The organism is Pantoea sp. DY-5, assembly GCF_019795955.1.
GTDB classification, from domain to species: domain Bacteria; phylum Pseudomonadota; class Gammaproteobacteria; order Enterobacterales; family Enterobacteriaceae; genus Pantoea; species Pantoea leporis.
In genome coordinates this window covers 752,831-777,829 of record NZ_JAIMIE010000001.1, presented here as the reverse complement: position 1 = coordinate 777,829, position 24,999 = coordinate 752,831, and the positions used below count along the sequence as shown (strand labels likewise).

Below are 24,999 nucleotides of genomic sequence, written 5' to 3'. Positions count from 1 at the left end.
ACAATCAAATCTCTGTTTTCTCAGCCAATCTTATCTATGACTCTGCTGGATCAGCTTGCTTCCCAGGCAAATCGCCGCAGCCAGCGCTGGCTCATCGCACTCATTGCGCTGCTATTGCTGCTCATCGGGCTTAGCCTGTGTGCCGGCGACAGCTGGATCTCCCCCACACAATGGTTTTCGGCGGAAGGCGATCTGTTCGTCTGGCAGCTGCGCATGCCGCGCACGCTGGCGGTGCTGCTGGTGGGTGCAGCGCTGGCGGTGTGCGGCGTAGTGATGCAGGCGCTGTTCAACAATCCGCTGGCGGAACCCGGCTTACTTGGCGTGTCTAACGGGGCGGGGATTGGTCTGGTATTAGGCGTGATGCTCGGTAACGGCTCGCTATGGAGCTTAGCGCTGGCGGCCATGGCCGGTGCGCTGCTGATCACGCTGATTCTGCTGCACTTCGCCCACAAACAACTGTCGGTAAGCCGCTTGCTGTTGACCGGCGTGGCGCTCGGCATTATCTGTAGCGCCATCATGACGTGGGCGGTGTACTTTAGCACCAGCCTCGATCTGCGCCAGTTGATGTACTGGATGATGGGCGGTTTTAGCGGCATCGACTGGCGCTATGGCTGGATGATGCTGGCGCTGCTGCCGGTTACGCTGCTGCTGATCGCCACCGCGCGCACGCTGAATTTGCTGGCGCTGGGCGAAACCTCGGCGCGTCAGCTCGGATTACCGCTGCTGCTGTGGCGCAACCTGCTGGTGCTGGCGATGGGCTGGCTGGTGGGCGTGAGCGTGGCGATGGCGGGGGCAATCGGCTTTGTCGGTTTGGTGATCCCGCATTTGTTGCGTCTCAGCGGTTTCAGCGATCATCGTTATTTGTTGCCTGCGGCGGCGTTAGCCGGTGCCGCAGTGCTGCTTGGCGCGGATATTATTGCGCGGCTGGTGTTAACCTCCGCCGAACTGCCGATTGGCGTGGTAACGGCCACGCTCGGCGCGCCGCTGTTTATCGTGTTATTAGTGAAGTCTTCGCGCTAGCTTCGGCTGGCAACGTGTTATCAACAACAGGAATCGACTATGAGCATTTATCAAACAGAACTGGTTACGCTGGACGGTGAAAAAAACACGCTGGCGGCCTATGAAGGCAAGGTGCTGCTGGTAGTAAACGTGGCATCCAAATGTGGCCTGACGGCGCAGTACGAGCAGTTAGAATCGCTGCAGAAAGCCTGGCAGGATAAGAATTTCAGCGTGCTTGGCTTCCCGTGTAATCAGTTCCTCGAGCAAGAGCCGGGCAGCAACGAAGAGATCAAAACCTTCTGCAGCACCACCTACGGCGTCACTTTCCCAATGTTTGATAAAACCGACGTCAACGGCGAGCATCGTCATCCTCTCTATGCGCAGCTGACGGCGGCACAGCCAGTGGCGCAACGCCCGGAAGGCAGCGGTTTCCTCGAGCGTATGGAGAGCAAAGGCCGTGCGCCGAAAGCGCCAGGCGATATCCTGTGGAACTTCGAGAAGTTCCTTATTAATAAGCAGGGCAAAGTGATTGCGCGCTTCTCACCGGATATGACGCCAGACGATCCGATCATCCTGAAAAGCGTTGAGCAGGCGCTGGCCGAGTAAATGCTATTGCAGTGTCAGGGAGCCAGCGTCGCAGGGCGTTTGGCTTCCGTTGAACTTAGCGTTAACGCCGGTGAGTTAGTACATCTGGTGGGGCCGAACGGTGCCGGTAAAAGTACCTTGCTCAACGCGCTGTCCGGTTTGCTGCCGAGTCAGGGCAGCATTCTGCTGGATGGCGCGCCGCTGTCCACGTTAAACGGTGCGGCATTGGCCCAGCTGCGCGCCTGGCTGCCGCAACAGCAGATGGCGCCGGGACAAATGCCGGTGTGGCATTACTTACGCATGCATGTCACCACACAAACGGCGGAAACAGACTGCGTGTTACAAGAGGTGATCGCGCAGTTAGCGCTGAAAGACAAACTGACGCGCAGTCTTACGCAGCTTTCTGGTGGCGAATGGCAACGGGTGCGGTTGGCTGCCGTGGTGTTACAGGTTCATCCGGCGTTCAATCCACGCGGCAAACTGCTGCTGCTGGATGAGCCGATGAGCGCACTCGACGTGGCGCAGCAGCGCGCGGTTGATAAGTTGTTAGCCGAACTGTGTCGCAGCGGTCTGGCGATTGTTGCCAGCGGGCACGATCTCAACCACAGCCTGCGCCATGCCGATCGCGTGTGGCTAATGCATCAAGGCGCGGTTGTCCGTCAGGGCAGGGCCAGCGAGGTGCTGACCGCTGCGCATTTAGCGCCGCTTTACCAAACCCCGTTTGAACAAATTGATACCGCACAAGGTCCGCTGCTGTTTATTCCCTGACAGAGGATTGCGTGCCGTGGCGCTTTGCCGCTACAGTGTCTGCCGGACGAGGGAGAGAGGAAAAGGCGGATGCGGCTGACAATTTTGATTTTGGCACTGTTGCTGGCGGGCTGTAGCCATCATGCACCGCCGCCGAATGGCCGTTTGTCTGACTCTATCACCGTGATTGCCCAACTCAACGATCAGCTGAGCCGCTGGCGGGGAACGCCGTATCGCTATGGCGGATTAAGCCGCGGTGGCGTGGATTGTTCCGGCTTCGTCTATCTCACCTTCCGCGATAAATTCGATATGCAACTGCCACGCTCGACCATTGATCAAACCGACATTGGTACGCGCATCGACAAAGGCGATCTGCTGCCTGGCGATCTGGTGTTCTTCAAAACCGGCAGCGGAGAAAACGGTTTGCACGTCGGTATTTACGATACCGACAACACCTTTATTCACGCCTCGACCAGCCAGGGTGTGATTCGCTCGTCGCTGGATAATGTTTACTGGCGTAAAGTATTTTGGCAGGCGCGTCGCATCTAAATAGCGTTGTTATCGCTTAATAAAGACGCGAAAAAAGAAAGTGTATCTCACCCTGAATTAAATCTGAATTCTGCCGATATTTAACTATCATTTAAAATGGCACTTTACCTGCCATCGATTTAATACTAATAATAAAGCTAAATTTATTTAATTGGTATGGACATTAACCCCGGCTTATTTGGCTTAAGTATTATTTGCGGCTTAAATCAGCGTAATAAGACCTAAAACGGCACCTCTTCAAACGTTTGGTCCTATTGCCTGGTAGAATTCGTTGATATACGATGCGCCAATTGCCATTGCTTCTGGCTTGAAAAATGAAAGTCCATTTGTCTGCCGACTATCAGTCGGAAACCTGGTTTTATCCAGTTTACTCTCTGGCGGGCCAGCTGACTGCGGTCGAGCTGGTGACGCAATTTGTCCACGACAGCGCACCTATTACGCTGCCGCAGGATTTGCTGTTGCCGCAATTGGACGATGCGCAGCAATTACGTTTGCTGCAGAGCCAGCTTTCATTGCTGGAAAAGTACCGCGATTTTTTTGAGATTAATCAAATTACCGCGTTGGTACGTATTGATGATTCTATGGCCAATACACTTTTAGCCAGCGAATTTCTGTTAAGGAAATTCCGACAAATCCCTTTTATTGTTTTAGATATCAGCGAAACGTTTCCGCAATTATCTTTGGGTAAATCCCATCCATTGCTCGCAGCATTACAAAGTGAATTTCGTTTATCGCTTTCACAATTTGGCGCAGGAAAAGCACCGGCAACCGCGGTGTACGATAATCTGTTTAGCGTGTTAAAACTGGATAAAGCCTTTATTCACAACCTGGCCAAGCGCGCCTCGTTTACGCCTTTTATTCAGACGGTTATCAATAATTTTTCCGATTTTGCGGACCAGATCATTATTTGTGGTATTGACGATAACCACATGATGGAAAAGATGACCACGTTGAGTGGTGCGCAGCTACAAGGCAGCCTGTTCCCGGTGGTGAAAGCTGAACGTCTTAACGATCTCATCTATTCCGACCTGAATTTACACACGCCTTCGCAGCAGTAACCCTTTCGCCTGTCTTCCGCGCCGCGTCGGCGTTACACTCTCTGTTATCTTATAACTCATTGCGGGTGCCTGATTTAAGCGCACCTTCCGGAGTGTCGATGCAATTTATCAATAGCTGGCAGCAAGAATTACCCGGATTCTACACCGCGCTGGATCCAACGCCATTAGCGGGCGGACGGCTGTTTTATCACAATGCCCCGCTGGCACAAGAGATGGGTTTAGACAATGCGCTGTTCGCCGGCAGCGGGCATGGCGTGTGGTCAGGACGCGAAATGCTGCCCGGCATGTCGCCGCTGGCGCAGGTTTATAGTGGCCATCAGTTTGGCGTCTGGGCCGGACAGTTGGGCGATGGGCGCGGCATTCTGTTGGGTGAACAGCAGCTGGCCAACGGCCGCAAGCTCGACTGGCACTTAAAAGGGGCCGGATTAACGCCCTATTCGCGCATGGGCGACGGACGCGCGGTGATCCGCTCCAGCGTACGCGAATTCCTCGCGTCTGAAGCGCTGCACCATCTTGGCATTCCCACCACGCGAGCGTTGGCGTTAGCCATTGGCGATGAGCCGGTGCTACGCGAAACCCAGGAACGCGGTGCGATGCTGATGCGCATTGCCGACAGCCATCTGCGTTTCGGTCATTTTGAGCATTTCTATTACGGCGGTGAACAAGACAAAGTGCGCCAGCTGGCGGATTACGCCATTCGCCATCACTGGCCGCAGCTCAAGGATGAAGCGGATCGTTACCTGCTGTGGTTCACCGATATCGTTAAACGCACGGCGAGCCTGATCGCCCATTGGCAGAGCGTTGGCTTTGCGCACGGCGTGATGAACACCGATAACATGTCGATTCTGGGCTTAACGCTGGACTACGGCCCTTACGGTTTCCTCGACGACTATCAGCCGGATTACATCTGCAATCACAGTGATTATCAGGGCCGCTACGCTTTCGAAAATCAGCCGATGATAGGCTTGTGGAACCTCAATCGCCTGGCGCATGCCTTGTCAGGCTTGATGACCACCGAGCAAATCAAGCAGGCGCTGGGTCATTATGAAGGTGAGCTGATGCGCGTCTGGGGCGAGAAAATGCGTGCCAAACTCGGCTTGCTGACGGCGGATGCCAATGACAACATGCTTCTGACCGGCTTGCTGTCGATGATGACGGCGGAACACAGTGATTACACGCTGACCTTCCGCATGCTGAGCGACACGCAGCAAGATGAAAGCCGTTCGCCGTTGCGTGATGAGTTTATCGATCGTGAGGCCTTTGATCGCTGGTACAGCGATTATCGCCAGCGTTTGTTGCAAGACCACGCCAGCGATGCGCAGCGTCAGGCGGTGATGAAAGCGGCTAATCCGGCGCTGGTGTTACGCAACTATCTGGCACAGCAGGTGATTGAAGAGGTCGAGAACGGCGAGACCACGGCGTTAGCGAAGCTGCATAGCGCGTTACAGCAACCGTTTAGCGATGTAGCCGTCAGCGCAGAGTTGCGCCAACGGCCACCAGAGTGGGGCAAAACGCTGGAAGTGAGCTGTTCCAGCTAGATCAGCATTAAAAACGGCTGTCGACCGCGGCAGCCAGTTTTGCCAGCACCTCGGCGCTGTCTTCCCAGCCGAGGCACGGATCGGTGATTGACTGACCATAGGTCAGCGCCGCACCGCTCACCACTTTCTGATTCCCTTCCTGCAGGAAACTCTCGATCATCACGCCCGCAACCGCGCGCGATCCGGCACGTATTTGCGCCGCCACATCATCGGCAACGTCACGCTGACGACCGTGCTGCTTCAGGCAGTTGCCGTGGCTGAAGTCGATCACCAATTGCTCCGGCAGATTGAAGTCGCGCAGATTGGCCGCTGCCGCCGCCACATCTTCGGGGTGATAGTTCGGCTGACGACCGCCGCGCAGGATCACGTGACCATGCGGATTGCCGCTGGTTTGATAGATGGTCATCTGACCGTTTTTATCCGGTGACAGGAACATGTGGCTGGCACGCGCGGCGCGAATCGCATCGACCGCAATTTGCACGTTGCCGTCGGTGCCGTTTTTGAAACCGACCGGACAGGAGAGCGCTGACGCCATTTCACGATGAATCTGGCTTTCGGTGGTACGCGCGCCAATCGCGCCCCAGCTGATCAGGTCGGCAATAAACTGGCCGATCACCATATCGAGGAATTCAGTGGCGGTTGGCATGCCCAGCGCGTTGATATCCAGCAGCAGTTTGCGCGCAATGGCGATGCCGCGGTTTACATCGTAGCTGCCATCCAGATCGGGATCGGAGATCAGGCCTTTCCAGCCAATCACGGTGCGCGGTTTTTCGAAATAGGCACGCATCACGATTTCCAGACGATCTTTATGGCGCTCACGCAGCACGTTCAGACGTTCAGCATACTCAATCGCCGCTTTAGGATCGTGCAGCGAGCAAGGGCCAATAATCACCAGCAGACGCGGATCTTCACCGGTCAGAATGCGTGCGATGCGCTGGCGGGAAGCGGTGACGTTGGCGGCAATCTCTGCCGAAATAGGGTGTTCATGCGCGAGCGCAGCCGGAGTCAGTAGGCTACCGATGCGCGCGGTACGCAGTTCATCAGTCTTGTTCATTGAGATTCTCAAAAATTTGTTCTTCGCAGCGGTGAAATACCGGGAAGTGATGGTGATCACAATAAACTAATAGCCTGCGAATTCAACCTGCTAAAAACAAAGGTCTTAAAACCAGACGGAAGCCAGACTTTACGATTGCAATACAGGCCCGGTATGTGGCGGGAGGTCGCCACTTATGGCGACCGGCAGAGAAACCTAATACATGCTGCGGCTCAGACCCATGATATCGAGGATTTTGGTGGCGATCTCTTCCACCGAATAGTTGGTGCTGTTGAGATAACGAATCTGGTTGGTGCGGAACAGCGCTTCCACTTCGCCTACTTCGAGACGGCACTGGCGCAATGAAGCGTAGCGCGTATTTTCCGCGCGCTCCTGGCGAATCGCCGCCAGGCGTTCCGGGTCGATGGTCAAACCAAACAGCTTGTGCTGATGTGCACGCAGCGCCGGCGGCAGCTTCAGGTTATCCATATCATCGGCGATAAATGGATAGTTAGCGGCACGAACGCCAAACTGCATCGCCAGATACAAGCTGGTGGGCGTTTTCCCGCAGCGAGATACGCCGAGCAGAATCACCTGCGCATCTTCGAGACCGCGCAGGGAAATACCGTCATCATGCGCAAGGGTGTAATCAATGGCCGCGATGCGCGCGTCATATTTGCCGAGGTTGCTGGCGGTCAAACCGTGCGTGCGGTGCGCCACCGGCATTGACGCCACGCCGAGCTCGCTCTGCAGCGGCGCCACCAGCGCCTGCACGATGTCCTGACAAAAGCCTTCGCTCTCCAGGATAATTTCGCGGACGTCGGGCGTGACGATGGAGAAGAACACCAGCGGGCGCACGCCGCTCTGCTGGTAGAGCGCGTTGATCTGTGCTTTAACCGCCTGAGCGCGCTGCACATTCTCGACAAACGGCAGCGTCACGCTGTGGGTCATCACCGGAAACTGGGATAACACCGCATGGCCCAGCACTTCGGCGGTAATGGCGGTGCCATCAGAAATGTAGAATACGCTGCGTTCAGTGTTCATAGTGCAAATATCCTCTTGCTTAGCAATGCCCAAATTATCGATGACAATATTTCATTTTAATTAATAGTAAAATGAAATATCCATATTGTCCGCTATTGCGCTCACAAAGATGAATCAGCGAATAATCAATATTAGATGAAATGCTGTTTCGGAAAGCGTTATTTTCGCGCATTTTCCTTTTCGCGCATGAAATAAAGTGTGACGGCGTTGCGCAACAAAAATCAATCGCTAACCCTCTGAAAAGGGGAAAAATATCGCTACAGCAATCCATTAGCGTGAAATAGCCAAGTTGCGCAACTCAATTAATTCTAAGTACTAATCCGATTTTGCCTTTCTTTTCCTGCTTTAACGATTCAACACTTAGTCTTTATTAATCGGTTGTGCCAGGCTGTTTTGGCGAATAGCAAAATGTTCCATGTGTATTCACATCATTTAAAAGGATAATCTCAATGTCCAATCAAGACCAACAGTCGCTAGTGCTCTGGTACAACCAGCTTGGCATGCATGATGTTGATCGGGTGGGAGGCAAGAATGCTTCCCTTGGAGAAATGATTACGAATTTGTCGTCGCTGGGTGTTTCCGTACCAAACGGTTATGCGACCACATCTTACGCGTTTAATCTGTTCCTCGATCAAAGCGGACTGAACCAGCGGATCTATGATTTGCTGGATAAAACGGATGTTGATGATGTTGCTGAGCTCGCGCAAGCGGGTAAACAGATTCGTCAATGGGTGATCGATACGCCATTCCAGCCTGAACTGGAAGCGGCAATTCGTAGCGCCTACGAACAACTCTCTGCTGATGATGCCGACGCCTCCTTTGCGGTGCGCTCGTCAGCCACCGCCGAGGATATGCCCGACGCCTCGTTTGCCGGCCAGCAGGAGACTTTCCTTAACGTGCAGGGTTATGACGCGGTCATCATCGCGGTGAAGCACGTTTATGCCTCCTTATTTAACGATCGTGCCATCTCCTACCGTGTGCATCAGGGCTACGACCATCGCGGCGTGGCGCTCTCGGCCGGTATTCAGCGCATGGTGCGATCGGACCTCGCCTCGTCGGGCGTGATGTTCACCATTGATACCGAATCGGGCTTTGATCAAGTGGTGTTTATCACCTCCGCCTTTGGTTTGGGCGAAATGGTGGTGCAGGGCGCGGTGAACCCCGACGAGTTCTACGTGCATAAACCCACGCTGGCCGCCAATCGTCCGGCGATTGTGCGCCGCACCATGGGCTCAAAAAAGCTGCGCATGGTGTATGCGGATTCGCAGGAGCATGGCGAGCAGGTGCGGATTGAAGATGTCGAGCAGGAACAGCGCGATCGCTTCAGCTTAACCGATGACGAAGTGCAGGCGCTGGCGCGTCAGGCGGTGCTGATTGAGCAGCACTACAAACGCCCAATGGACATTGAATGGGCGAAAGATGGCCACACCGGCAAACTGTTCATCGTGCAGGCGCGTCCGGAAACGGTGCGCTCCAACGGTCAGGTGATGGAACGTTATACGCTGCAGGGCAAAGGCAACGTGGTGGTCGAAGGCCGCGCCATTGGTCATCGCATCGGTGCGGGTGAAGTCAAAGTCATCCACGACATCAGCGAGATGCATCGCATTGAAAAAGGCGATGTGCTGGTAACTGATATGACCGATCCCGATTGGGAACCGATCATGAAGAAAGCCTCAGCCATCGTCACCAATCGCGGCGGTCGTACTTGCCACGCGGCGATCATCGCGCGTGAGCTGGGCATTCCGGCGGTGGTGGGCTGTGGCGATGCCACCGATCACCTGAAAGATGGCCACAAAGTCACGGTTTCCTGCGCCGAAGGTGATACCGGTTATGTCTATGACGAACTGCTGGACTTCGAAGTGACCAGCTCGCAGGTCGATACCATGCCGGAACTGCCGCTGAAGATCATGATGAACATCGGTAATCCGGATCGTGCTTTCGATTTCGCCTGCTTGCCGAACGAAGGTGTTGGCCTGGCGCGTCTGGAGTTCATTATCAACCGTATGATTGGCGTGCATCCCAAAGCGTTGCTGGAGTTTGATCAGCAAACGCCGGAATTGCAGCAGCAGATTCGTCAGATGATGAAAGGCTTTGATGACCCGATTGAGTTCTACATCGGCCGTCTAACCGAAGGGATTGCGACGCTGGGTGCGGCATTTGCGCCGAAACGGGTGATTGTTCGTCTTTCCGATTTTAAAACCAACGAATACGCCAACCTGGTGGGTGGCGAGCGTTATGAGCCGGAAGAAGAGAACCCGATGCTCGGTTTCCGTGGCGCCGGTCGCTACGTTGCTGACAACTTCCGCGACTGCTTCAAGCTGGAGTGCGAAGCGGTGAAGCGCGTGCGTAACGAAATGGGGCTGACCAACGTTGAAATCATGATTCCGTTCGTGCGTACCGTCGATCAAGCCGAAGCGGTGATCGCCGAGCTGGCGAAAAACGGTCTGAAGCGCGGCGAGAATGGCCTGAAAGTGATCATGATGTGTGAGATCCCGTCCAACGCCTTGCTGGCTGAGCAGTTCCTCGAGCACTTCGATGGCTTCTCCATCGGCTCTAACGACATGACACAGCTGGCTCTGGGCCTCGATCGTGACTCTGGCGTGGTTTCCGCGCTGTTTGATGAACGTAATGATGCCGTGAAAGCGCTGTTATCGATGTCGATCAAAGCGGCAAAAAAACAGGGCAAATACGTCGGTATTTGTGGTCAGGGACCGTCGGATCATCAGGACTTCGCGGCATGGTTAATGGAGCAGGGCATTGATAGCCTGTCGCTTAATCCGGATACCGTGGTTGAAACCTGGTTGAGTTTGGCAGAGCTGAACGCATCCTAACATTAACCAGGCGGTAATTTGATGCATCAGATGAGAATCTGATGTGTCATTAGTGTAATTATCAAGGTCAGCGCCGCTGGCCTTATTTTTTTATCTAAAAAAAGCCAAAAAAAAGCCCATCACAGGGGATGGGCAAAGACTACACACAGCAATTCTTCACTTTACTCAGGGGAATAAGGTTGTTTAGAAATCAGTAGCTTGATTCAAAACATAGGAAACATGTTATTGATCAGGCTCGCTGGCGTCTTTAAGAATCCTCTTATTAGTTTAAAGCTGATAACCTTTCGTGGCCTTTTTCTTCCCTACTAAGCGGCAATTCAGCTGTAAAAATAATCATTCCGTAAGAGAATTCCGCCTAAAGCGCCTAAAACTGCGTTTTTTCTTAAAAACCGCTTATGAAAAAAAATTATTATCAGTAAGAAATGCGCGGGGGCGATGTTGGGGCATTAGGCGGGTTAAAGTAAGGCCAGTGTAAAACTGAGAGAACGTGTATCTTCGCTGAGTGGGCGTTAATGTGAATGAGGTCGCCATGAACGGCGACCCGGCGGGGAACGCTTAATGAAGTTCTTCTTCGTGATCGGCCAACGCTTCGATGGCGGTCTGCACATCGTCATCCGGTTCGGGCGCTTCATGCATCCACACTGAAACCAGACGATAAGAAACCGCTAAGACCACCGGACCGATAAACAGCCCAATCATACCGAAAGCAATCAATCCGCCAATAACGCCGGAAAGAATAAGGATCATCGGTAAATCGGCACCCATGCGAATCAACACCGGACGCAACACGCTGTCCAGCGTACCCACCACGCAACTCCATATCAGCAGCACCGTGCCCCACGTGGTATCGCCGCTCCAGTACAGCCAGATAATCGCTGGCACTAACACTACCAGCGGTCCGAGCTGCACCAGACAGGTCAGAATCATCAACACGGTTAACAGCGTGGCGTAAGGAATGCCGGAAATGGCTAAACCGATGCCGCCGAGCACGCCCTGAACCAACGCGGTGACCACCACGCCCAGCGCCACAGCACGAATCGCCTGACCGGCCAGCAGCACCGCAGCATCGCCACGGCGTCCACTCATGCGATAGGCAAAATGACGAATCCCGTGACCCACCTGCTCTCCGCGCCAGTACAGCAGCACGCTGAACAGCAGCATCACGATGAGATGCATCATAAAGCGACCAAAGTGGCCGGCCTGTGCCACGAAGAAGCCGGTGGTGCGACCAATATAAGGCTGCACCTGATTCAGTATCGCCGCGCCGCCGCCATCCACTAATTTGTGGTAGCTCGAGTAGAGTTTCCTGCCGATATAGGGAATCTGTCGCAACCAATCGAAGTCAGGCATCACCAGATGGCGCTGCGTTGCCCAGGCGATCACCGGCGCACTGTTATCAATCAGGCTGCTGACCAGCAGGGCGATAGGAATAATAAACAATAGTAAGAGCAAAATGGTCATGGCGATCACCGCCAGAGAGCGCCGTCCCCATAACATGTGCTGCAGACGAATCATCAACGGCCAGGTGGCGATCACCACCATGCTGGCCCAGGCGAAGCCGAGAATAAAGGGCTGCACCACCCACAGACTGGCGATGATCATGATCAGAATGAACATCAGCGAAAACAGCATTTGCGGTAAATCCATACCGCGTTGCAGGTCTTTCATCACAACGGTTAACCTCGATTGAGTCCTTCAGAGTGGGGCTGAACAGCCCTGATTAATGATGATCTATTTCCTGAAAATTAAACAGGAAAAGCAGCGACGGCGGTGCGCTTTCCTGAAAAAACAGCAGCCAGCAGAAAAGTATGATAAAACCAAGGGCTGAAAAAAATTACGACGCAAACGTTTACAACATCTCGGTCACTCAATAATGATCCCACAGATTTCTCAGGCACCGGGCCTCGTTCAACTGGTGCTGACATTCCTGCAGTCCTTAAAAGAGCAAGGCTTTACCGGCGATACCGCCACCAGCTATGCCGATCGCCTCTCGCTTGCCACCGACAATAGTATTTATCAGCTGCTGCCTGATGCGGCGCTGTTTCCACGCTCGACGGCGGATGTGGCGTTGATTGCGCGCCTTGCCGGTGAAACCCGCTTTACCAGCCTGGTGTTTACGCCACGCGGTGGCGGCACCGGCACCAACGGGCAGTCGCTGAATCAGGGCATCGTGGTGGATATGTCGCGCTACATGAACCGCATCCTGGAAATCAACACCGAGCAAGGATGGGTGCGTGTTGAAGCCGGCGTGGTGAAAGATCAGCTCAATGCGTGGCTCAAGCCGTATGGCTTCTTCTTCTCGCCGGAGCTCTCCACCAGCAACCGCGCCACGCTCGGCGGTATGATCAACACCGATGCTTCGGGCCAGGGTTCGCTGGTGTATGGCAAAACCTCCGATCACGTTGAAGGCCTGCGCGCGGTGCTACTGGGCGGCGATATCCTCGATACGCGCGCCATGCCGACCGAACTGGCGGAACAGCTGGCCAGCACGCCGACCGCGGAAGGGCGCATTTACCAGCAGGTGTTGAGTCGCTGCCGCGAACAGCGCGATTTGATTCTGGAGAAATTCCCCAAGCTCAATCGCTTCCTGACCGGCTACGATCTGCGCCATGTGTTCAGCGACGATTTGCAGACGTTTGATTTGACGCGCCTGCTGTGCGGCGCGGAAGGCACATTGGCCTTTATTACCGAAGCGCGCCTCGACATCACACCCATCCCTAAAGTGCGTCGTCTGGTAAACATCAAATACGATTCCTTCGACTCGGCCCTGCGTAACGCCCCTTTTATGGTGGAAGCCAAAGCGCTGTCGGTAGAAACCGTTGACTCGAAAGTACTGAATCTGGCGCGCGAAGATATCGTCTGGCATTCGGTTAATGAATTGATTACCGATGTGCCAAATAAAGAGATGCTGGGCCTCAACATCGTGGAGTTTGCCGGTGATGATGGCGAACTGATTGAGCAGCAGATCAGCACGCTGTGCCAGCGCCTGGATGAGCTGATGACCCAGCAGATGGGCGGCGTGATTGGCTATCAACTGTGTGACGATTTAGGCGGCATTGAGCGCATCTATAATATGCGCAAAAAAGCGGTTGGCCTGTTGGGGAACGCCAAAGGGCGCGCCAAGCCGATTCCGTTTGTGGAAGATACCGCGGTGCCGCCAGAACAGCTGGCGGATTACATCGTCGATTTTCGCGCGCTGCTCGACAGCCACGGCCTGAGCTACGGCATGTTTGGTCACGTGGATGCTGGCGTGCTGCATGTGCGTCCGGCGCTAGATATGTGCGATCCGCAACAGGAGCTGCTGATGAAGCAGATCTCCGATGAAGTAGTGGCGCTGACCGCGCGCTACGGCGGTTTATTGTGGGGCGAGCACGGCAAAGGTTTTCGCGCGCAGTACAGCCCGGAATTCTTTGGCGAAACGTTATTCAATGAGCTGCGCCGCATCAAAGCCGCGTTCGATCCTGACAACCGCATGAATCCCGGCAAAATCTGTACGCCGCTTGGCAGTAATGAACCGATGATGCAGGTTGATGCGGTGAAACGCGGCACCTACGATCGGCAGATTCCGGTTACGGTGCGCAACGAGTGGCGCGGTGCGATGGAGTGTAATGGCAACGGTTTGTGCTTCAACTTTGATGCACGTAGCCCAATGTGCCCGTCGATGAAAATCACCCGCAACCGTATTCACTCGCCGAAAGGGCGCGCCACACTCACGCGTGAATGGCTGCGTTTGCTCTCCGAGCTGGGCGTAGATCCAACCCAACTTGAGCAGGCGCTGCCGAAACAGGGCGCCAGCTTGCGTACGCTGATTCAGCGCACGCGCAATACCTGGCACGCGAATCAGGGCGAATATGACTTCTCGCACGAAGTGAAAGAGGCGATGTCGGGTTGCCTGGCGTGTAAAGCCTGCTCGACGCAGTGCCCGATCAAGATTGATGTGCCGAACTTCCGTTCACGCTTCCTGCAGCTGTATCACACCCGCTATCTGCGCCCGATGAGCGATCATCTGGTGGCCACCGTGGAGAGTTACGCGCCGTTGATGGCCAAAGCGCCCAAGGTGTTCAACTTCTTCCTTAAGCAACCGTGGATGCGCGAGCTGAGCAAAACGCATATCGGCATGGTGGATTTGCCGTTGCTGTCGTCGCCAAGCCTCAAGCAGCAGCTGAGCGGCCATCCGGCGATGAACCTGACGCTGGAGCAGTTAGAGGCGCTGGATGCAGCGCAACGCGAAAATTGCGTGCTGGTGGTACAAGATCCTTTCACCAGCTATTACGAGGCGCAGCTGGTTACCGATTTCGTCAAGCTGATTGAGAAACTCGGTTATCGTCCGGTGCTGCTGCCGTTCTCACCGAACGGCAAGGCGCAGCATGTGAAAGGCTTCCTGCAGCGCTTTGCACGTACCGCCAGCAAAACAGCCGATTTTCTCAACCGCGTAGCGAAACTGGGCATGCCGATGGTCGGCGTCGATCCGGCGACCGTACTCTGTTATCGCGATGAGTATAATCAGGTGCTGGGCGAGCAGCGCGGCGAGTTTAACGTGCAGCTGGTGCATGAGTGGCTGCAAACCGCCTTGTCTCCACGCGCGGAACAAACCGCCAGCGGCGAAGCCTGGTATCTGTTTGCGCATTGCACCGAAGTGACCGCGCTACCGTCCACGCCGAATCAGTGGCAGAGCATTTTTGCGCGCTTTGGTGCGAAGCTGGAAAACGTCAATGTGGGCTGCTGCGGAATGGCGGGAACCTATGGCCACGAAAGCGTAAACCTGGAGAATTCGCTGGGGATTTATGAGCTGTCCTGGCATCCACAACTGCAAAAGCTGCCGCGTCAGCGCTGTCTGGCAACCGGCTTTTCCTGTCGTAGCCAGGTAAAACGCGCAGAGGGCAATGGCATGCGTCATCCACTGCAAGCGTTACTGGAAATGATGTAAACAAATTGTAGGAGTCGTCACAAAGCTGGATTAGAATATCCAGCCTGCGTGGCGAACAAAATCACTCTGTAGGCGGGTAGCTTGATCCCACTCGCCGCTGAGCGCCAGTTGATGACACAAACGTGTTAATGACAGGCGCGCCAGTTGATAGGCCTGAATCCGAAACAAACGGTCACGATCGGCATTGCCCATCTCCTGCACTAAGCGGTGATGGAGTTTGCCCATGGCATGTAGAAAGCTGTGATCGTCGCCGTTGAGTTCGCAGATTTCTGCCATATCGAGGCAGGTGTCGTTGAAGCGACGCAGTTGGTCGAGACTGCAATCGGTGCGGTTGAGCTTTGCCTGAGCCATGTAGAAGTCAACGGTGATATCGCGCACCGAAAACTTATATTCGTCGATTTTATGTTGTAACCAGGCTGAGACGGTAAGCGTCATATCGCCACCTATTTAGGTTAATGATAATCATTATCATATTAAACCGCGTCAGGAATGCAATTCCCGCTGTGAAATTTTATTGATTTCTTCTGCCTGTTACTAAAATCGGCAATAACAATTTCTTTACATAGTGGAAAGGCGTAACCTATCAATCAGGATTAAATCGTAAAATTGATTTTAAAAAAATTGCGTCAATTTAACGGGTTACGCAGGTCAGGCACGCACGGGAATGCCGCCGTCAATCTGCTTTGAAGCGACTATGCTTAATAAAGCAGCAATGAAAAATAGCACGAGATGATTATCCCTGCAAAACAAGAGGTTGAAGTGATACCTGATATCACTACCATAGAGGGATAGCCTGAAAAGGCCCAGACATACGAGGTAGCACAATGTCATCAGTAAATGCCGACTCCTTTTCACCCGAAGATTTCGTCTGGAAAGGGCTCACGCTGACCGAATCGGCAGCGAAACAGATTCTTAACCTGGTAGAACAAGACCCTGAAGTCAAGGGCTTGAAACTGGGTGTGAAAACGTCCGGCTGTGCCGGCTTTGGGTACGTTATGGATTTGGTAAAGGATCCTGCCGATGACGACCTGCAGTTTGAGCAATTCGGCGCAAAACTGTTTGTGCCACTTCAGGCGATGCCGTTTGTTGACGGTACCGAGCTGGATTATGTCCGCGAAGGCCTTAACCAGATTTTTAAATTCAACAACCCTAAAGCTCAACACGCCTGCGGGTGCGGTGAAAGCTTTGGCGTCGAGTAAGTAAAACATGTCACGACACACCGAAGCATCTGATGATGTACAAATGTGGGAAGGCAAGCTCAATTATAAAGAGGGCTTCTTTACCCAGTTACAAACCGAAGAATTTGCCCACGGCATCAATGAAGATGTGGTGCGTGCGATTTCGGCTAAACGTAACGAACCTGAATGGATGCTTGAATTCCGTCTCAAGGCGTTCCGCGCCTGGGAGCAAATGGAAGAGCCGCACTGGCTGAAAGCGCACTACGAAAAACTGGATTATCAGGATTACAGCTACTATTCCGCGCCGTCCTGCGGCAACTGCGATGACAGCTGTGCTTCTGAACCGGGCGCGACCCAAACTTCTGGCAGCGTCGCGTCCAGCGACTACCTGACGAAGGAAGTGGAAGACGCGTTCAACCAATTAGGCGTTCCGGTGCGTGAGGGTCGTGAAGTGGCGGTGGATGCGATTTTCGACTCCGTCTCCGTTTCAACCACCTATCGCGGCAAGCTGGCGGAGCAGGGCATTATCTTCTGCTCGTTCGGCGAAGCGATTCACGATCATCCAGAACTGGTGCAGAAGTATCTCGGTACTGTCGTGCCGCCAAACGATAACTTCTTTGCCGCGCTGAACTCGGCTGTGGCCTCAGACGGTACCTTCGTGTACATCCCGAAAGGCGTACGTTGCCCGATGGAGCTGTCGACCTATTTCCGCATCAATGCGGCAAAAACCGGTCAGTTCGAGCGCACCATTTTGATCGCCGATGAAGACAGCTACGTCAGCTACATCGAAGGTTGCTCTGCGCCGGTTCGTGACACCTATCAGCTGCACGCCGCAGTGGTAGAAGTGATCATCCATAAAAACGCTGAAGTGAAATACTCCACCGTACAGAACTGGTTCCCAGGCGGCGAAGGCGAGGGCGGTATCCTCAACTTCGTGACCAAACGTGCCCTGTGCGAAGGCGATCACAGCAAGATGTCCTGGACGCAGTCTGAGACCGGTTCGGCGATCACCTGGAAATATCCAAGCTGCATTCTGCGCGGTGATTACTCGATCGGTGAGTTCTACTCGGTCGCACTGACCGCAGGCCGCCAGCAGGCGGATACCGGTACCAAGATGATTCACATCGGTAAAAACACCAAGTCGACCATCATCTCCAAAGGTATCTCTGCCGGTAAGAGTCAGAACACCTATCGTGGCCTGGTGAAAATCATGCCAACCGCGACCAACGCGCGTAACTTCACCCAGTGTGACTCGATGCTGATTGGTGCCGAGTGCGGTGCGCACACCTTCCCATATGTGGAAACGCGCAACAACACCGCCCATCTGGAGCACGAAGCCACCACCTCGCGCATCGGTGAAGATCAGATGTTCTACTGCCTGCAGCGTGGCATCAGCGAAGAAGATGCGATCTCAATGATTGTCAACGGCTTCTGCAAAGACGTTTTCTCCGAGCTGCCACTGGAATTCGCCGTGGAAGCGCAAAAATTGTTAGCTATCAGCCTTGAGCACAGTGTGGGCTGATGCCCGTTGCCGGAAGCAATGTGAAGGAAAGAGTATGTTAAGCATTAAAGATTTGCAGGTTAGCGTTGAAGACAAAGAGATTTTGCGCGGTCTGAACCTCGAAGTGAAACCGGGCGAAGTCCACGCCATCATGGGACCGAACGGTTCAGGTAAAAGTACCCTGTCTGCAACGCTGGCTGGCCGTGAAGATTACGAAGTCACTGGCGGTTCTGTCACCTTCAAGGGCAAAGACCTGCTGGAACTTGAGCCAGAAGAGCGTGCCGGTGAAGGCATCTTCATGGCGTTCCAGTATCCGGTAGAAATTCCGGGCGTCAGCAACCAGTTTTTCCTACAGACCTCGGTCAACGCGGTACGTAAATACCGTGAACAGGAGCCGCTGGACCGTTTCGACTTCCAGGATTTCATCGAAGATAAAATCCAGCTGCTGAAGATGCCAGAAGATTTGCTGACCCGTTCAGTTAACGTGGGCTTCTCCGGTGGTGAGAAGAAGCGTAACGACATCCTGCAGATGGCGGCACTGGAACCTGAGCTGTGCATCCTTGATGAAACCGACTCCGGTCTGGATATCGATGCGCTGAAAATCGTGGCAGAAGGCGTAAACAGCCTGCGCGACGGTAAGCGTTCATTCATCATCGTGACGCACTACCAGCGTATTCTGGATTACATCAAGCCAGACCACGTACATGTGCTGTATCAGGGCAAGATCGTTAAATCTGGCGACTTCTCGCTGGTGAAACAGTTGGAGGAGCAAGGCTATGGCTGGCTTACCGACCAAGAGTGATAACGCCCTGCAGCAGTGGCATCATCTGTTTGAATCGCGCGGTGACGAACGTTCTTTGCAGGCGCAGCAGCACTGGCAGCAACTGATGCGTGTCGGCCTGCCGACGCGTAAGCATGAAAACTGGAAATACACGCCGCTTGATGGCCTGTTGGCGCAGCAGTTTATGTTGCCGCAGCCGCAGGAAGTGAGCGCGGAACAAGTTGAAGCGCTGGCGCTGCCGGTTGATGCGGTGCGTCTGGTGTTTGTTGACGGCCGTTTTCAGGCTGAATTGAGCAGCCGTGATACCGGCCTGTTTGAAATTCAGCATGCGCAGGCTTCTGATCGTCGTCCGCTGCCGGCACCGATTCAGCCGGAAGTGTTCCTGCATCTGACTGAAAGTCTGGCAGAAGAAGCCACGACAATTCGTCTGGCGCGTGGCAAATCAGCGGCTAAACCGCTTTATCTGTTGCACATCACCAGCGGTCAGAATGCGGGCACCAACACCGTGCACCATCGCCACCATCTGCAGCTGGAAGCCAGCGCAGAAGCGGAAGTGATTGAGCACTATGTCACGCTGAATGACGTGGCGCACTTTACCGGCGCGCGTTTCACCTTCGACGTGGCTGACAATGCCAAACTGCAGCACATCAAACTGTCATTCGAGAGCGAGAAGGCTTACCACTTCGCGCACAATGATGTTGTGATGGGCCGTGATGCAAATGTGGCTACCACCAGCTTCCTGCTGGGTGCGGGCTTATCGCGTCACAACACCAGCGCGCAGCTGAATGGCGAAAATACCAATCTTGCGATCAACAGCTTGTCGTTGCCGGTGAATCAGGAAGTGTGCGATACCCGCAGCTATCTGGAGCACAACAAAGGCTACTGCACCAGCCGTCAGATGCACAAAGTTATCGCGCGCGATAAAGGCCGTGCGGTGTTCAACGGCATGATCAAAGTGGCGCAGCATGCGCTGAAAACCGATGGACAGATGACCAACAACAACTTGTTGCTGGGCCGTCTGGCTGAAGTGGACACCAAGCCGCAGCTGGAAATCTATGCTGATGACGTGAAGTGCAGCCACGGTGCGACCATTGGTCGTATTGATGAAGAGCAGATGTTCTACCTGCGCTCGCGCGGTATCGATGAGACCGCCGCACAGCGTATGATCATCCATGCCTTTGCCGCTGAACTTACCGAAACGCTGGAGAATCCGGTACTGCGTCAGGTGGTGCTGCAGCGCATTGCCGCGCGTATCCCGGGAGTTGAGTCATGAGTTTCGATCTCGAACGCATCAGAGCGGAATTTCCGATTCTGAAACGTGAGGTCAACGGACATCCGCTGGCCTATCTTGATAGCGCGGCCAGCGCACAGCGCCCGCTCGCGGTCATCAATGCGGAAAGTTATTTCTATCAGCACGGCTATGCGGCCGTGCACCGCGGTATCCATTCGTTGAGCGCGCAGGCGACCACCGATATGGAGAACGTGCGTCATCAGGCCGCGCGTTTTCTTAACGCTGCTTCGCCTGAAGAGATCATTTTCGTCAAAGGCACCACGGAAGCCATCAATCTGGTGGCTAACAGTTGGGGCGGCAGTCAGCTGCAACCGGGCGACAACATCATCGTCACCGAGATGGAGCATCACGCTAACATCGTGCCGTGGCAGATGGTGGCGCAGCGTACCGGCGCAGAAATTCGCGTTCTGCCGCTGAATGCGCAGGGCGAGCTGGCGCTGGAACAGCTGAGCGGTTTGATGGATAGCCGCACCCGTTTGCTGGCGGTCACCCACGTTTCTAACGTGCTCGGCACCGTCAATCCCGTAAAAGCTATCGTGGCACAAGCGAAAGCCGCTGGTGTGATTACGTTGGTGGATGGCGCGCAGGCGGTGATGCATCACAAGGTGGATGTGCAGGATATTGACTGCGACTTCTACGCTTTCTCCGGCCATAAGATTTATGGTCCGACCGGCATTGGTGTGTTGTATGCGCGTAAAGCGTTGCAGGAGATCATGCCACCGTGGGAAGGCGGCGGTTCGATGATTTCGGAGGTTGTGCTGCCAACCGGCACCACCTTTAACACTACACCATGGCGTTTCGAAGCGGGCACGCCGAATACCGGCGGCATCATTGGTTTGGGTGCGGCGTTAACGTGGATCAGCGAACTGGGCCTGGACGTGATTCATCAGCGCGAATCGATGCTGATGCGTTATGCGCTGGATAAACTGGCTTCGGTGCCGGATCTGGTGATTTACGGTCCGGAAAGTCGCAGCGGCGTGGTGGCCTTCAACCTCGGCAACCATCACGCCTTTGATGTCGGCAGTTTCCTTGATCAATACGGTATTGCAATCCGCACCGGCCATCACTGTGCGATGCCGCTGATGCGTCATTATGCGGTGCCGGCCATGTGTCGTGCCTCCTTCGCGCTGTACAACACCGAAGAAGAAGCCGATCGTCTGGCCGCAGGTTTGACCCGTATTCATCGTCTGCTGGGCGGTTGAGCAGACTTCAGGAGTGATTCATGGCGAATTTGCCAGATAAAGAGAGATTAGTGCGTAACTTCAATCGTTGCGCAAACTGGGAAGAGAAGTACCTCTACATCATTGAACTCGGTGGGAAATTACCAGAATCCTCCGAAAGCTTACAGCAGCCGGAACACGTGATTTCAGGTTGTCAGAGCCAGGTGTGGATACGCATGACCCCGCAGGCCGATGGCACCATCGCCCTCGAAGGCGACAGCGATGCCGCCATCGTTAAAGGGTTGATTGCAGTGGTATTTAGCCTGTATCAAGGGCTTAAGGCGTCAGAGATTCTCGATCTCGATGTGCGCCACTGGTTCGGCGAATTGGCGCTGACCTCACATCTCACTCCCTCGCGTTCGCAGGGGCTGGAAGCCATGATCCGCGCGATCCGGCATAACGCTCAGACCCTCAGCTAAGTTACACTCTCCAGACCCCGGCTTGACCGGGGTCTGTTCTATCCGACAAAGAGAAAATTGCATGAAACCAGCCTTACGTTTAGCCGGTGCATTGCTGTTGTCCTGTTGCGGACTCTCTGCACCTGCATTTGCTACGGAATATCCCCTACCAGCCGATAACAGCCGTTTGATTGGCGAAAACACCCTGACCACCGTGCCGGATGATAAGCGGCCGCTGGAGAGCATTGCAGCACGTTATAAGATAGGCATGCTTGGCATGCTGGAAGCGAATCCAGGCGTTGATCCCTGGCTGCCCAAGGCCGGCACGCAATTAACCGTGCCGCTGCAGATGCTGCTACCCGATGCGCCACGTGAAGGTATTGTGATTAACCTCGCGGAGCTGCGGCTTTACTACTATCCGAAAGATGAAGATCGTGTGGTCGTCTATCCGATCGGGATTGGTCAGTTAGGCGCCATGACGCCAACCATGGTCACCAGCATCAGCCAGAAAATACCGAATCCTACCTGGACGCCAACCACCAATATCCGCAAGCGCTATGCCAAAGAGGGCATCACCTTGCCGGGCGTGGTGCCTGCCGGGCCAGACAACCCGATGGGGCTGTTTGCGATGCGTCTGGCGCGCGGAACCGGTCAATATCTGATTCACGGTACCAATGCCGACTTTGGTATTGGCATGCGCGTAAGTTCTGGCTGCATTCGTTTGCGACCGGATGATATTGAAGCGCTGTTCAACAGCGTGCCGAAAGGGACGCGCGTGCAGGTGATCAATCAGCCCATCAAGTATGCGATTGAGCCCGATGGGAAGCGCTACGTCGAGGTGCATCAGCCGTTATCGCGTAACGATAAGGACGATCCGCAAACCATGCCGATTGCGCAGTCAGCGCAGCTGAAAGCCTTCTCGAAGAGTGAGAAGAGTGATACGGCGCTGATTAAGGAAGCGATAGCCCGACGTTCCGGGATGCCGGTATTGGTAAGCAGCGGTGAGCCGGTGACGGATGAAAGCGCAGTAACAACGGAGCAGAGTGGTGAAGCCGTAGCGCAGCCCTGAATTCGGACCAGAGAAACGCAGAATCAGGACAAAAAAAATGGTGCCACATGGGCACCATTTTTCAACCAGTACTCTTACTTACGGTAAGAGTGAGCCTGGTTGTCCAGACGCTGGTTAGCGCGAGCTGCGTCATCTTTAGCAGCCTGAACGTCAGAACGGATTGCGTTCACGTCGTTGCTCAGCTGATCAACTTTAGCGTTCAGAGTCTGAACGTCTGAAGACAGTTGGTCGATTTTAGCGTTGCTTGAGCAACCAGCCAGCATAGTTGAAGCCAGGATTACAGCGCCCAGTACCAGTTTAGTGCGATTCATTCTTTATACCCTCTAGATTGAGTTAATCTCCATGTAGCGTTACAAGTATTACACAAAGCTTTTTGAGTTGAGAATAAATTTTTGATGAGAACATGCTTAAATTTGATCGTTCGCTCAAAGAAACAGCATTTAACAGAAGATGATGAAAATAATTAGCTAAAACAGAGAGATTTAATCGGACTAACCTTAATCATACGAGATTTTGAATAGTTAATTTCGATTGGAAATTTCTGGCTTTTGTATTACCTCTGCAATAAAAAAAGCGCCTTTAAAAGGCGCTTTTAAATAAAAATTCAGTTGCTAATCAGATTACATGTACAGACGCGGTGTTTGTCGTTCCGCTTGGTACTAATGCACCTGAAACCATTACCACCACATCGCCTTTCTGCGCATATCCGCTTTCCAGCGCCATTTCTTTACCAATGCGGTAGAAATCATCAGTCGAGGCAATTTCTCTCACCAGATGAGTTTCGATACCTTTGCTCAGAATCAGCTGACGAGCGGTGGTTTCGTTGGTGGTGAGCGCCAGAATGGTGGCATCCGGGAAATACTTACGGATAGCTTTAGCAGATTTACCACCTTCGGTGGCTACAACAATCAGTGGTGCTTCCAGCTTCTCTGCAGTCTCAACGGCACCGCGGCATACCGCTTCGGTGATGCGCAGCTTGCGTGAGTCCTGTAGTGAATCGATGCGGGATTTCATCACGCGATCGGTACGCTCACAGATGGTCGCCATGATGGTAACCGACTCCAGCGGATAACGACCTTTAGCACTCTCGCCCGACAGCATGACCGCATCGGTACCATCGAGGATGGCGTTCGCCACGTCGCCGGCTTCTGCGCGGGTAGGGCGCGGGTTTTTGATCATGGAATCCAGCATCTGCGTCGCGGTGATGACCACTTTGCGTGCTTTATTACACTTCTTGATCATCATCTTCTGCGCGAAGATCACTTCTTCAACCGGGATCTCAACGCCGAGGTCGCCACGAGCCACCATGATGCCGTCTGACGCTTCGAGGATCTCGTCGAAGTTGTTCAGGCCTTCCTGGTTCTCGATTTTTGAGATGATCTGAATGTGCTCGCCGCCGTGCGCTTTCAGGTGCTCACGGATTTCCAGCACGTCTGAACGCTTACGGATAAACGAAGCGGCGACGAAATCAACGTTCTGCTCGCAACCAAAGATCAGGTCGCGCTTATCTTTTTCCGCCAGTGCAGGCAGCTGAATGGAGACACCTGGCAGGTTAACGCCTTTGTTCTCACCCAGATCGCCATTGTTCAGGACATTACAAATAACTGAGTTCTCAGTCACTTCTGTGACCTGCATACCGATCAAACCATCGTCGACCAGAACGGTGTTACCAATTTTCAGGTCTTCAGTGAAACCGGCGTAGGTCACGGCAACACGTTCGCTGTTACCAATGACTGACTGATCGGTGGTGAAGGTGAAGGTCTGGCCGGCTTTCAACGACACATCGTTACCGCCTTCCAGTTTCATGGTACGAATTTCCGGACCTTTGGTGTCCAGCAGAATAGCGGCCTGACGACCGGTTTTTTCCATAACGGCACGCATGTTGGTGATGCGTTGGCCATGTTCAGCGTAATCCCCGTGCGAGAAGTTAAGGCGCATCACGTTCATGCCCGCTTCCAGCAGTTGGGTCAGCATCTCTTCGGACTCGGTTTTTGGACCGATAGTACAAACGATTTTGGTCTTTTTCATGTCAGGTTTTCTATAAGTTGTGATGGATGATAAAGGTCGGGATTCGATGCGCACGGCACCGAAGTGAGAATATTTATGGTGTTGGATCGGATTTCACAGAAATAAGAATAGGAGACGAAAGCAAAGCGTGCAGAGAAGTTATGCAGTACGCGAGGGAACTGAGTGATCAGTGTTGCGCAAATCATTGGAGTTGTTTGCATAGGCACGTTAGCGCTGAAACCT

The 24,999-nt window shown here is 53.9% G+C and carries 21 protein-coding genes and 1 other RNA gene; 15 read left to right on the top strand and 7 right to left on the bottom strand.

Annotated elements, in window-relative coordinates:
* Positions 1 to 36: 36 nt before the first annotated feature.
* From btuC to K5Y30_RS03610, 6 genes are all read left to right on the top strand, one after another.
* Entirely contained in the window at positions 37 to 1,020 is a 984-nt protein-coding gene (gene btuC / locus K5Y30_RS03635; protein WP_222181889.1) for a vitamin B12 ABC transporter permease BtuC, read from the top strand.
* A 39-nt stretch (positions 1,021 to 1,059) separates the two neighbouring features.
* On the top strand, positions 1,060 to 1,605 hold the full coding sequence (locus tag K5Y30_RS03630) for a glutathione peroxidase (protein ID WP_222210517.1): 546 nt from the start codon (positions 1,060 to 1,062) through the stop codon (positions 1,603 to 1,605).
* The gene (gene btuD / locus K5Y30_RS03625) at positions 1,606 to 2,352 is read left to right on the top strand and encodes a vitamin B12 ABC transporter ATP-binding protein BtuD (RefSeq protein WP_222210516.1); all 747 of its coding nucleotides are present in this window, start codon (positions 1,606 to 1,608) and stop codon (positions 2,350 to 2,352) included. It abuts the gene before it with no gap.
* Between the two features lie 69 nt (positions 2,353 to 2,421).
* Complete coding sequence (locus K5Y30_RS03620; protein WP_101764568.1) at positions 2,422 to 2,880, top strand: NlpC/P60 family protein; 459 nt, start codon at positions 2,422 to 2,424, stop codon at positions 2,878 to 2,880.
* A 314-nt stretch (positions 2,881 to 3,194) separates the two neighbouring features.
* Entirely contained in the window at positions 3,195 to 3,938 is a 744-nt protein-coding gene (locus K5Y30_RS03615) for an EAL domain-containing protein (protein WP_222181892.1), read from the top strand.
* Positions 3,939 to 4,036: 98 nt separating this feature from the next.
* Entirely contained in the window at positions 4,037 to 5,476 is a 1,440-nt protein-coding gene (locus K5Y30_RS03610; RefSeq protein WP_222181893.1) for a YdiU family protein, read from the top strand.
* Positions 5,477 to 5,483: 7 nt separating this feature from the next.
* Here K5Y30_RS03610 and K5Y30_RS03605 read toward each other — a convergent pair whose 3' ends face one another.
* Positions 5,484 to 6,530 carry a 3-deoxy-7-phosphoheptulonate synthase gene (locus K5Y30_RS03605; protein WP_222210515.1) on the bottom strand — a complete coding sequence of 349 codons (1,047 nt, stop codon included), beginning with the start codon at positions 6,528 to 6,530 and terminating at the stop codon, positions 5,484 to 5,486.
* 195 nt (positions 6,531 to 6,725) lie between these two features.
* Positions 6,726 to 7,553: a pyruvate, water dikinase regulatory protein gene (locus K5Y30_RS03600; RefSeq protein WP_101764564.1), complete on the bottom strand. Its 828-nt coding sequence runs from the start codon at positions 7,551 to 7,553 to the stop codon at positions 6,726 to 6,728.
* A gap of 449 nt (positions 7,554 to 8,002) precedes the next feature.
* Here K5Y30_RS03600 and ppsA point away from each other — a divergent pair, with 449 nt between their 5' ends.
* Positions 8,003 to 10,384, top strand: coding sequence for a phosphoenolpyruvate synthase (ppsA, locus tag K5Y30_RS03595; protein ID WP_222181895.1), 2,382 nt, complete (start codon positions 8,003 to 8,005; stop codon positions 10,382 to 10,384).
* A gap of 104 nt (positions 10,385 to 10,488) precedes the next feature.
* On the opposite strand, the gene rprA is transcribed toward ppsA, so the two are convergent.
* An RNA gene (gene rprA, locus K5Y30_RS03590) (antisense sRNA RprA) lies at positions 10,489 to 10,596 on the bottom strand.
* A 343-nt stretch (positions 10,597 to 10,939) separates the two neighbouring features.
* The gene (gene ydiK, locus K5Y30_RS03585) at positions 10,940 to 12,052 is read right to left on the bottom strand and encodes an AI-2E family transporter YdiK (RefSeq protein ID WP_222181896.1); all 1,113 of its coding nucleotides are present in this window, start codon (positions 12,050 to 12,052) and stop codon (positions 10,940 to 10,942) included.
* Between the two features lie 205 nt (positions 12,053 to 12,257).
* On the opposite strand from ydiK, the gene K5Y30_RS03580 reads away from it, so the two are divergent.
* Positions 12,258 to 15,311 (top strand): FAD-binding and (Fe-S)-binding domain-containing protein, encoded by a 3,054-nt coding sequence (locus K5Y30_RS03580; protein ID WP_222181897.1) that lies wholly within the window; start codon positions 12,258 to 12,260, stop codon positions 15,309 to 15,311.
* 30 nt (positions 15,312 to 15,341) lie between these two features.
* On the opposite strand, the gene K5Y30_RS03575 is transcribed toward K5Y30_RS03580, so the two are convergent.
* Positions 15,342 to 15,746, bottom strand: coding sequence for a hypothetical protein (locus K5Y30_RS03575; protein WP_222210514.1), 405 nt, complete (start codon positions 15,744 to 15,746; stop codon positions 15,342 to 15,344).
* A 389-nt stretch (positions 15,747 to 16,135) separates the two neighbouring features.
* Between K5Y30_RS03575 and sufA the strand changes: the two genes are divergently transcribed.
* The 7 genes from sufA to K5Y30_RS03540 all read left to right on the top strand — a co-directional run bounded on the left by sufA (position 16,136) and on the right by K5Y30_RS03540 (position 22,749).
* On the top strand, positions 16,136 to 16,510 hold the full coding sequence (sufA, locus tag K5Y30_RS03570; RefSeq protein WP_007892717.1) for a Fe-S cluster assembly scaffold SufA: 375 nt from the start codon (positions 16,136 to 16,138) through the stop codon (positions 16,508 to 16,510).
* 7 nt (positions 16,511 to 16,517) lie between these two features.
* Positions 16,518 to 18,011, top strand: coding sequence for a Fe-S cluster assembly protein SufB (gene sufB / locus K5Y30_RS03565; RefSeq protein ID WP_008102971.1), 1,494 nt, complete (start codon positions 16,518 to 16,520; stop codon positions 18,009 to 18,011).
* A 34-nt stretch (positions 18,012 to 18,045) separates the two neighbouring features.
* The gene (gene sufC, locus K5Y30_RS03560) at positions 18,046 to 18,792 is read left to right on the top strand and encodes a Fe-S cluster assembly ATPase SufC (RefSeq protein WP_008102973.1); all 747 of its coding nucleotides are present in this window, start codon (positions 18,046 to 18,048) and stop codon (positions 18,790 to 18,792) included.
* A complete protein-coding gene (gene sufD, locus K5Y30_RS03555) occupies positions 18,767 to 20,044 on the top strand; it encodes a Fe-S cluster assembly protein SufD (RefSeq protein ID WP_222210513.1) in 1,278 nt (425 codons plus the stop codon). Before sufC ends, sufD begins: the two co-directional genes overlap by 26 nt.
* A complete protein-coding gene (gene sufS, locus K5Y30_RS03550) occupies positions 20,041 to 21,264 on the top strand; it encodes a cysteine desulfurase SufS (RefSeq protein WP_222181899.1) in 1,224 nt (407 codons plus the stop codon). The genes sufD and sufS overlap by 4 nt, the downstream gene beginning before the upstream one ends.
* Positions 21,265 to 21,284: 20 nt before the next feature.
* Positions 21,285 to 21,701 carry a cysteine desulfuration protein SufE gene (gene sufE, locus K5Y30_RS03545; RefSeq protein ID WP_101764556.1) on the top strand — a complete coding sequence of 139 codons (417 nt, stop codon included), beginning with the start codon at positions 21,285 to 21,287 and terminating at the stop codon, positions 21,699 to 21,701.
* 61 nt (positions 21,702 to 21,762) lie between these two features.
* Complete coding sequence (locus K5Y30_RS03540; RefSeq protein WP_176971549.1) at positions 21,763 to 22,749, top strand: L,D-transpeptidase family protein; 987 nt, start codon at positions 21,763 to 21,765, stop codon at positions 22,747 to 22,749.
* A 74-nt stretch (positions 22,750 to 22,823) separates the two neighbouring features.
* Here K5Y30_RS03540 and K5Y30_RS03535 read toward each other — a convergent pair whose 3' ends face one another.
* Positions 22,824 to 23,060: a major outer membrane lipoprotein gene (locus tag K5Y30_RS03535; RefSeq protein WP_007892735.1), complete on the bottom strand. Its 237-nt coding sequence runs from the start codon at positions 23,058 to 23,060 to the stop codon at positions 22,824 to 22,826.
* 304 nt (positions 23,061 to 23,364) lie between these two features.
* A complete protein-coding gene (gene pykF / locus K5Y30_RS03530; RefSeq protein ID WP_110866028.1) occupies positions 23,365 to 24,777 on the bottom strand; it encodes a pyruvate kinase PykF in 1,413 nt (470 codons plus the stop codon).
* Positions 24,778 to 24,999: the final 222 nt, after the last annotated feature.

What these genes read in the sequence shown, in the direction of transcription:
- sufD (WP_222210513.1), top strand. Translation starts at nt 18,767, where the DNA reads ATGGCTGGCTTACCGACCAAGAGTGATAACGCCCTGCAGCAGTGGCAT.
- K5Y30_RS03535 (WP_007892735.1), bottom strand. Translation starts at nt 23,060, where the DNA reads ATGAATCGCACTAAACTGGTACTGGGCGCTGTAATCCTGGCTTCAACT.
- sufA (WP_007892717.1), top strand. Translation starts at nt 16,136, where the DNA reads ATGTCATCAGTAAATGCCGACTCCTTTTCACCCGAAGATTTCGTCTGG.
- K5Y30_RS03610 (WP_222181893.1), top strand. Translation starts at nt 4,037, where the DNA reads ATGCAATTTATCAATAGCTGGCAGCAAGAATTACCCGGATTCTACACC.
- sufS (WP_222181899.1), top strand. Translation starts at nt 20,041, where the DNA reads ATGAGTTTCGATCTCGAACGCATCAGAGCGGAATTTCCGATTCTGAAA.
- btuC (WP_222181889.1), top strand. Translation starts at nt 37, where the DNA reads ATGACTCTGCTGGATCAGCTTGCTTCCCAGGCAAATCGCCGCAGCCAG.
- K5Y30_RS03580 (WP_222181897.1), top strand. Translation starts at nt 12,258, where the DNA reads ATGATCCCACAGATTTCTCAGGCACCGGGCCTCGTTCAACTGGTGCTG.
- btuD (WP_222210516.1), top strand. Translation starts at nt 1,606, where the DNA reads ATGCTATTGCAGTGTCAGGGAGCCAGCGTCGCAGGGCGTTTGGCTTCC.
- K5Y30_RS03605 (WP_222210515.1), bottom strand. Translation starts at nt 6,530, where the DNA reads ATGAACAAGACTGATGAACTGCGTACCGCGCGCATCGGTAGCCTACTG.
- K5Y30_RS03620 (WP_101764568.1), top strand. Translation starts at nt 2,422, where the DNA reads ATGCGGCTGACAATTTTGATTTTGGCACTGTTGCTGGCGGGCTGTAGC.
- K5Y30_RS03540 (WP_176971549.1), top strand. Translation starts at nt 21,763, where the DNA reads ATGAAACCAGCCTTACGTTTAGCCGGTGCATTGCTGTTGTCCTGTTGC.
- K5Y30_RS03600 (WP_101764564.1), bottom strand. Translation starts at nt 7,553, where the DNA reads ATGAACACTGAACGCAGCGTATTCTACATTTCTGATGGCACCGCCATT.
- sufB (WP_008102971.1), top strand. Translation starts at nt 16,518, where the DNA reads ATGTCACGACACACCGAAGCATCTGATGATGTACAAATGTGGGAAGGC.
- K5Y30_RS03615 (WP_222181892.1), top strand. Translation starts at nt 3,195, where the DNA reads ATGAAAGTCCATTTGTCTGCCGACTATCAGTCGGAAACCTGGTTTTAT.
- ydiK (WP_222181896.1), bottom strand. Translation starts at nt 12,052, where the DNA reads ATGAAAGACCTGCAACGCGGTATGGATTTACCGCAAATGCTGTTTTCG.
- ppsA (WP_222181895.1), top strand. Translation starts at nt 8,003, where the DNA reads ATGTCCAATCAAGACCAACAGTCGCTAGTGCTCTGGTACAACCAGCTT.
- K5Y30_RS03575 (WP_222210514.1), bottom strand. Translation starts at nt 15,746, where the DNA reads ATGACGCTTACCGTCTCAGCCTGGTTACAACATAAAATCGACGAATAT.
- sufE (WP_101764556.1), top strand. Translation starts at nt 21,285, where the DNA reads ATGGCGAATTTGCCAGATAAAGAGAGATTAGTGCGTAACTTCAATCGT.
- sufC (WP_008102973.1), top strand. Translation starts at nt 18,046, where the DNA reads ATGTTAAGCATTAAAGATTTGCAGGTTAGCGTTGAAGACAAAGAGATT.
- pykF (WP_110866028.1), bottom strand. Translation starts at nt 24,777, where the DNA reads ATGAAAAAGACCAAAATCGTTTGTACTATCGGTCCAAAAACCGAGTCC.
- K5Y30_RS03630 (WP_222210517.1), top strand. Translation starts at nt 1,060, where the DNA reads ATGAGCATTTATCAAACAGAACTGGTTACGCTGGACGGTGAAAAAAAC.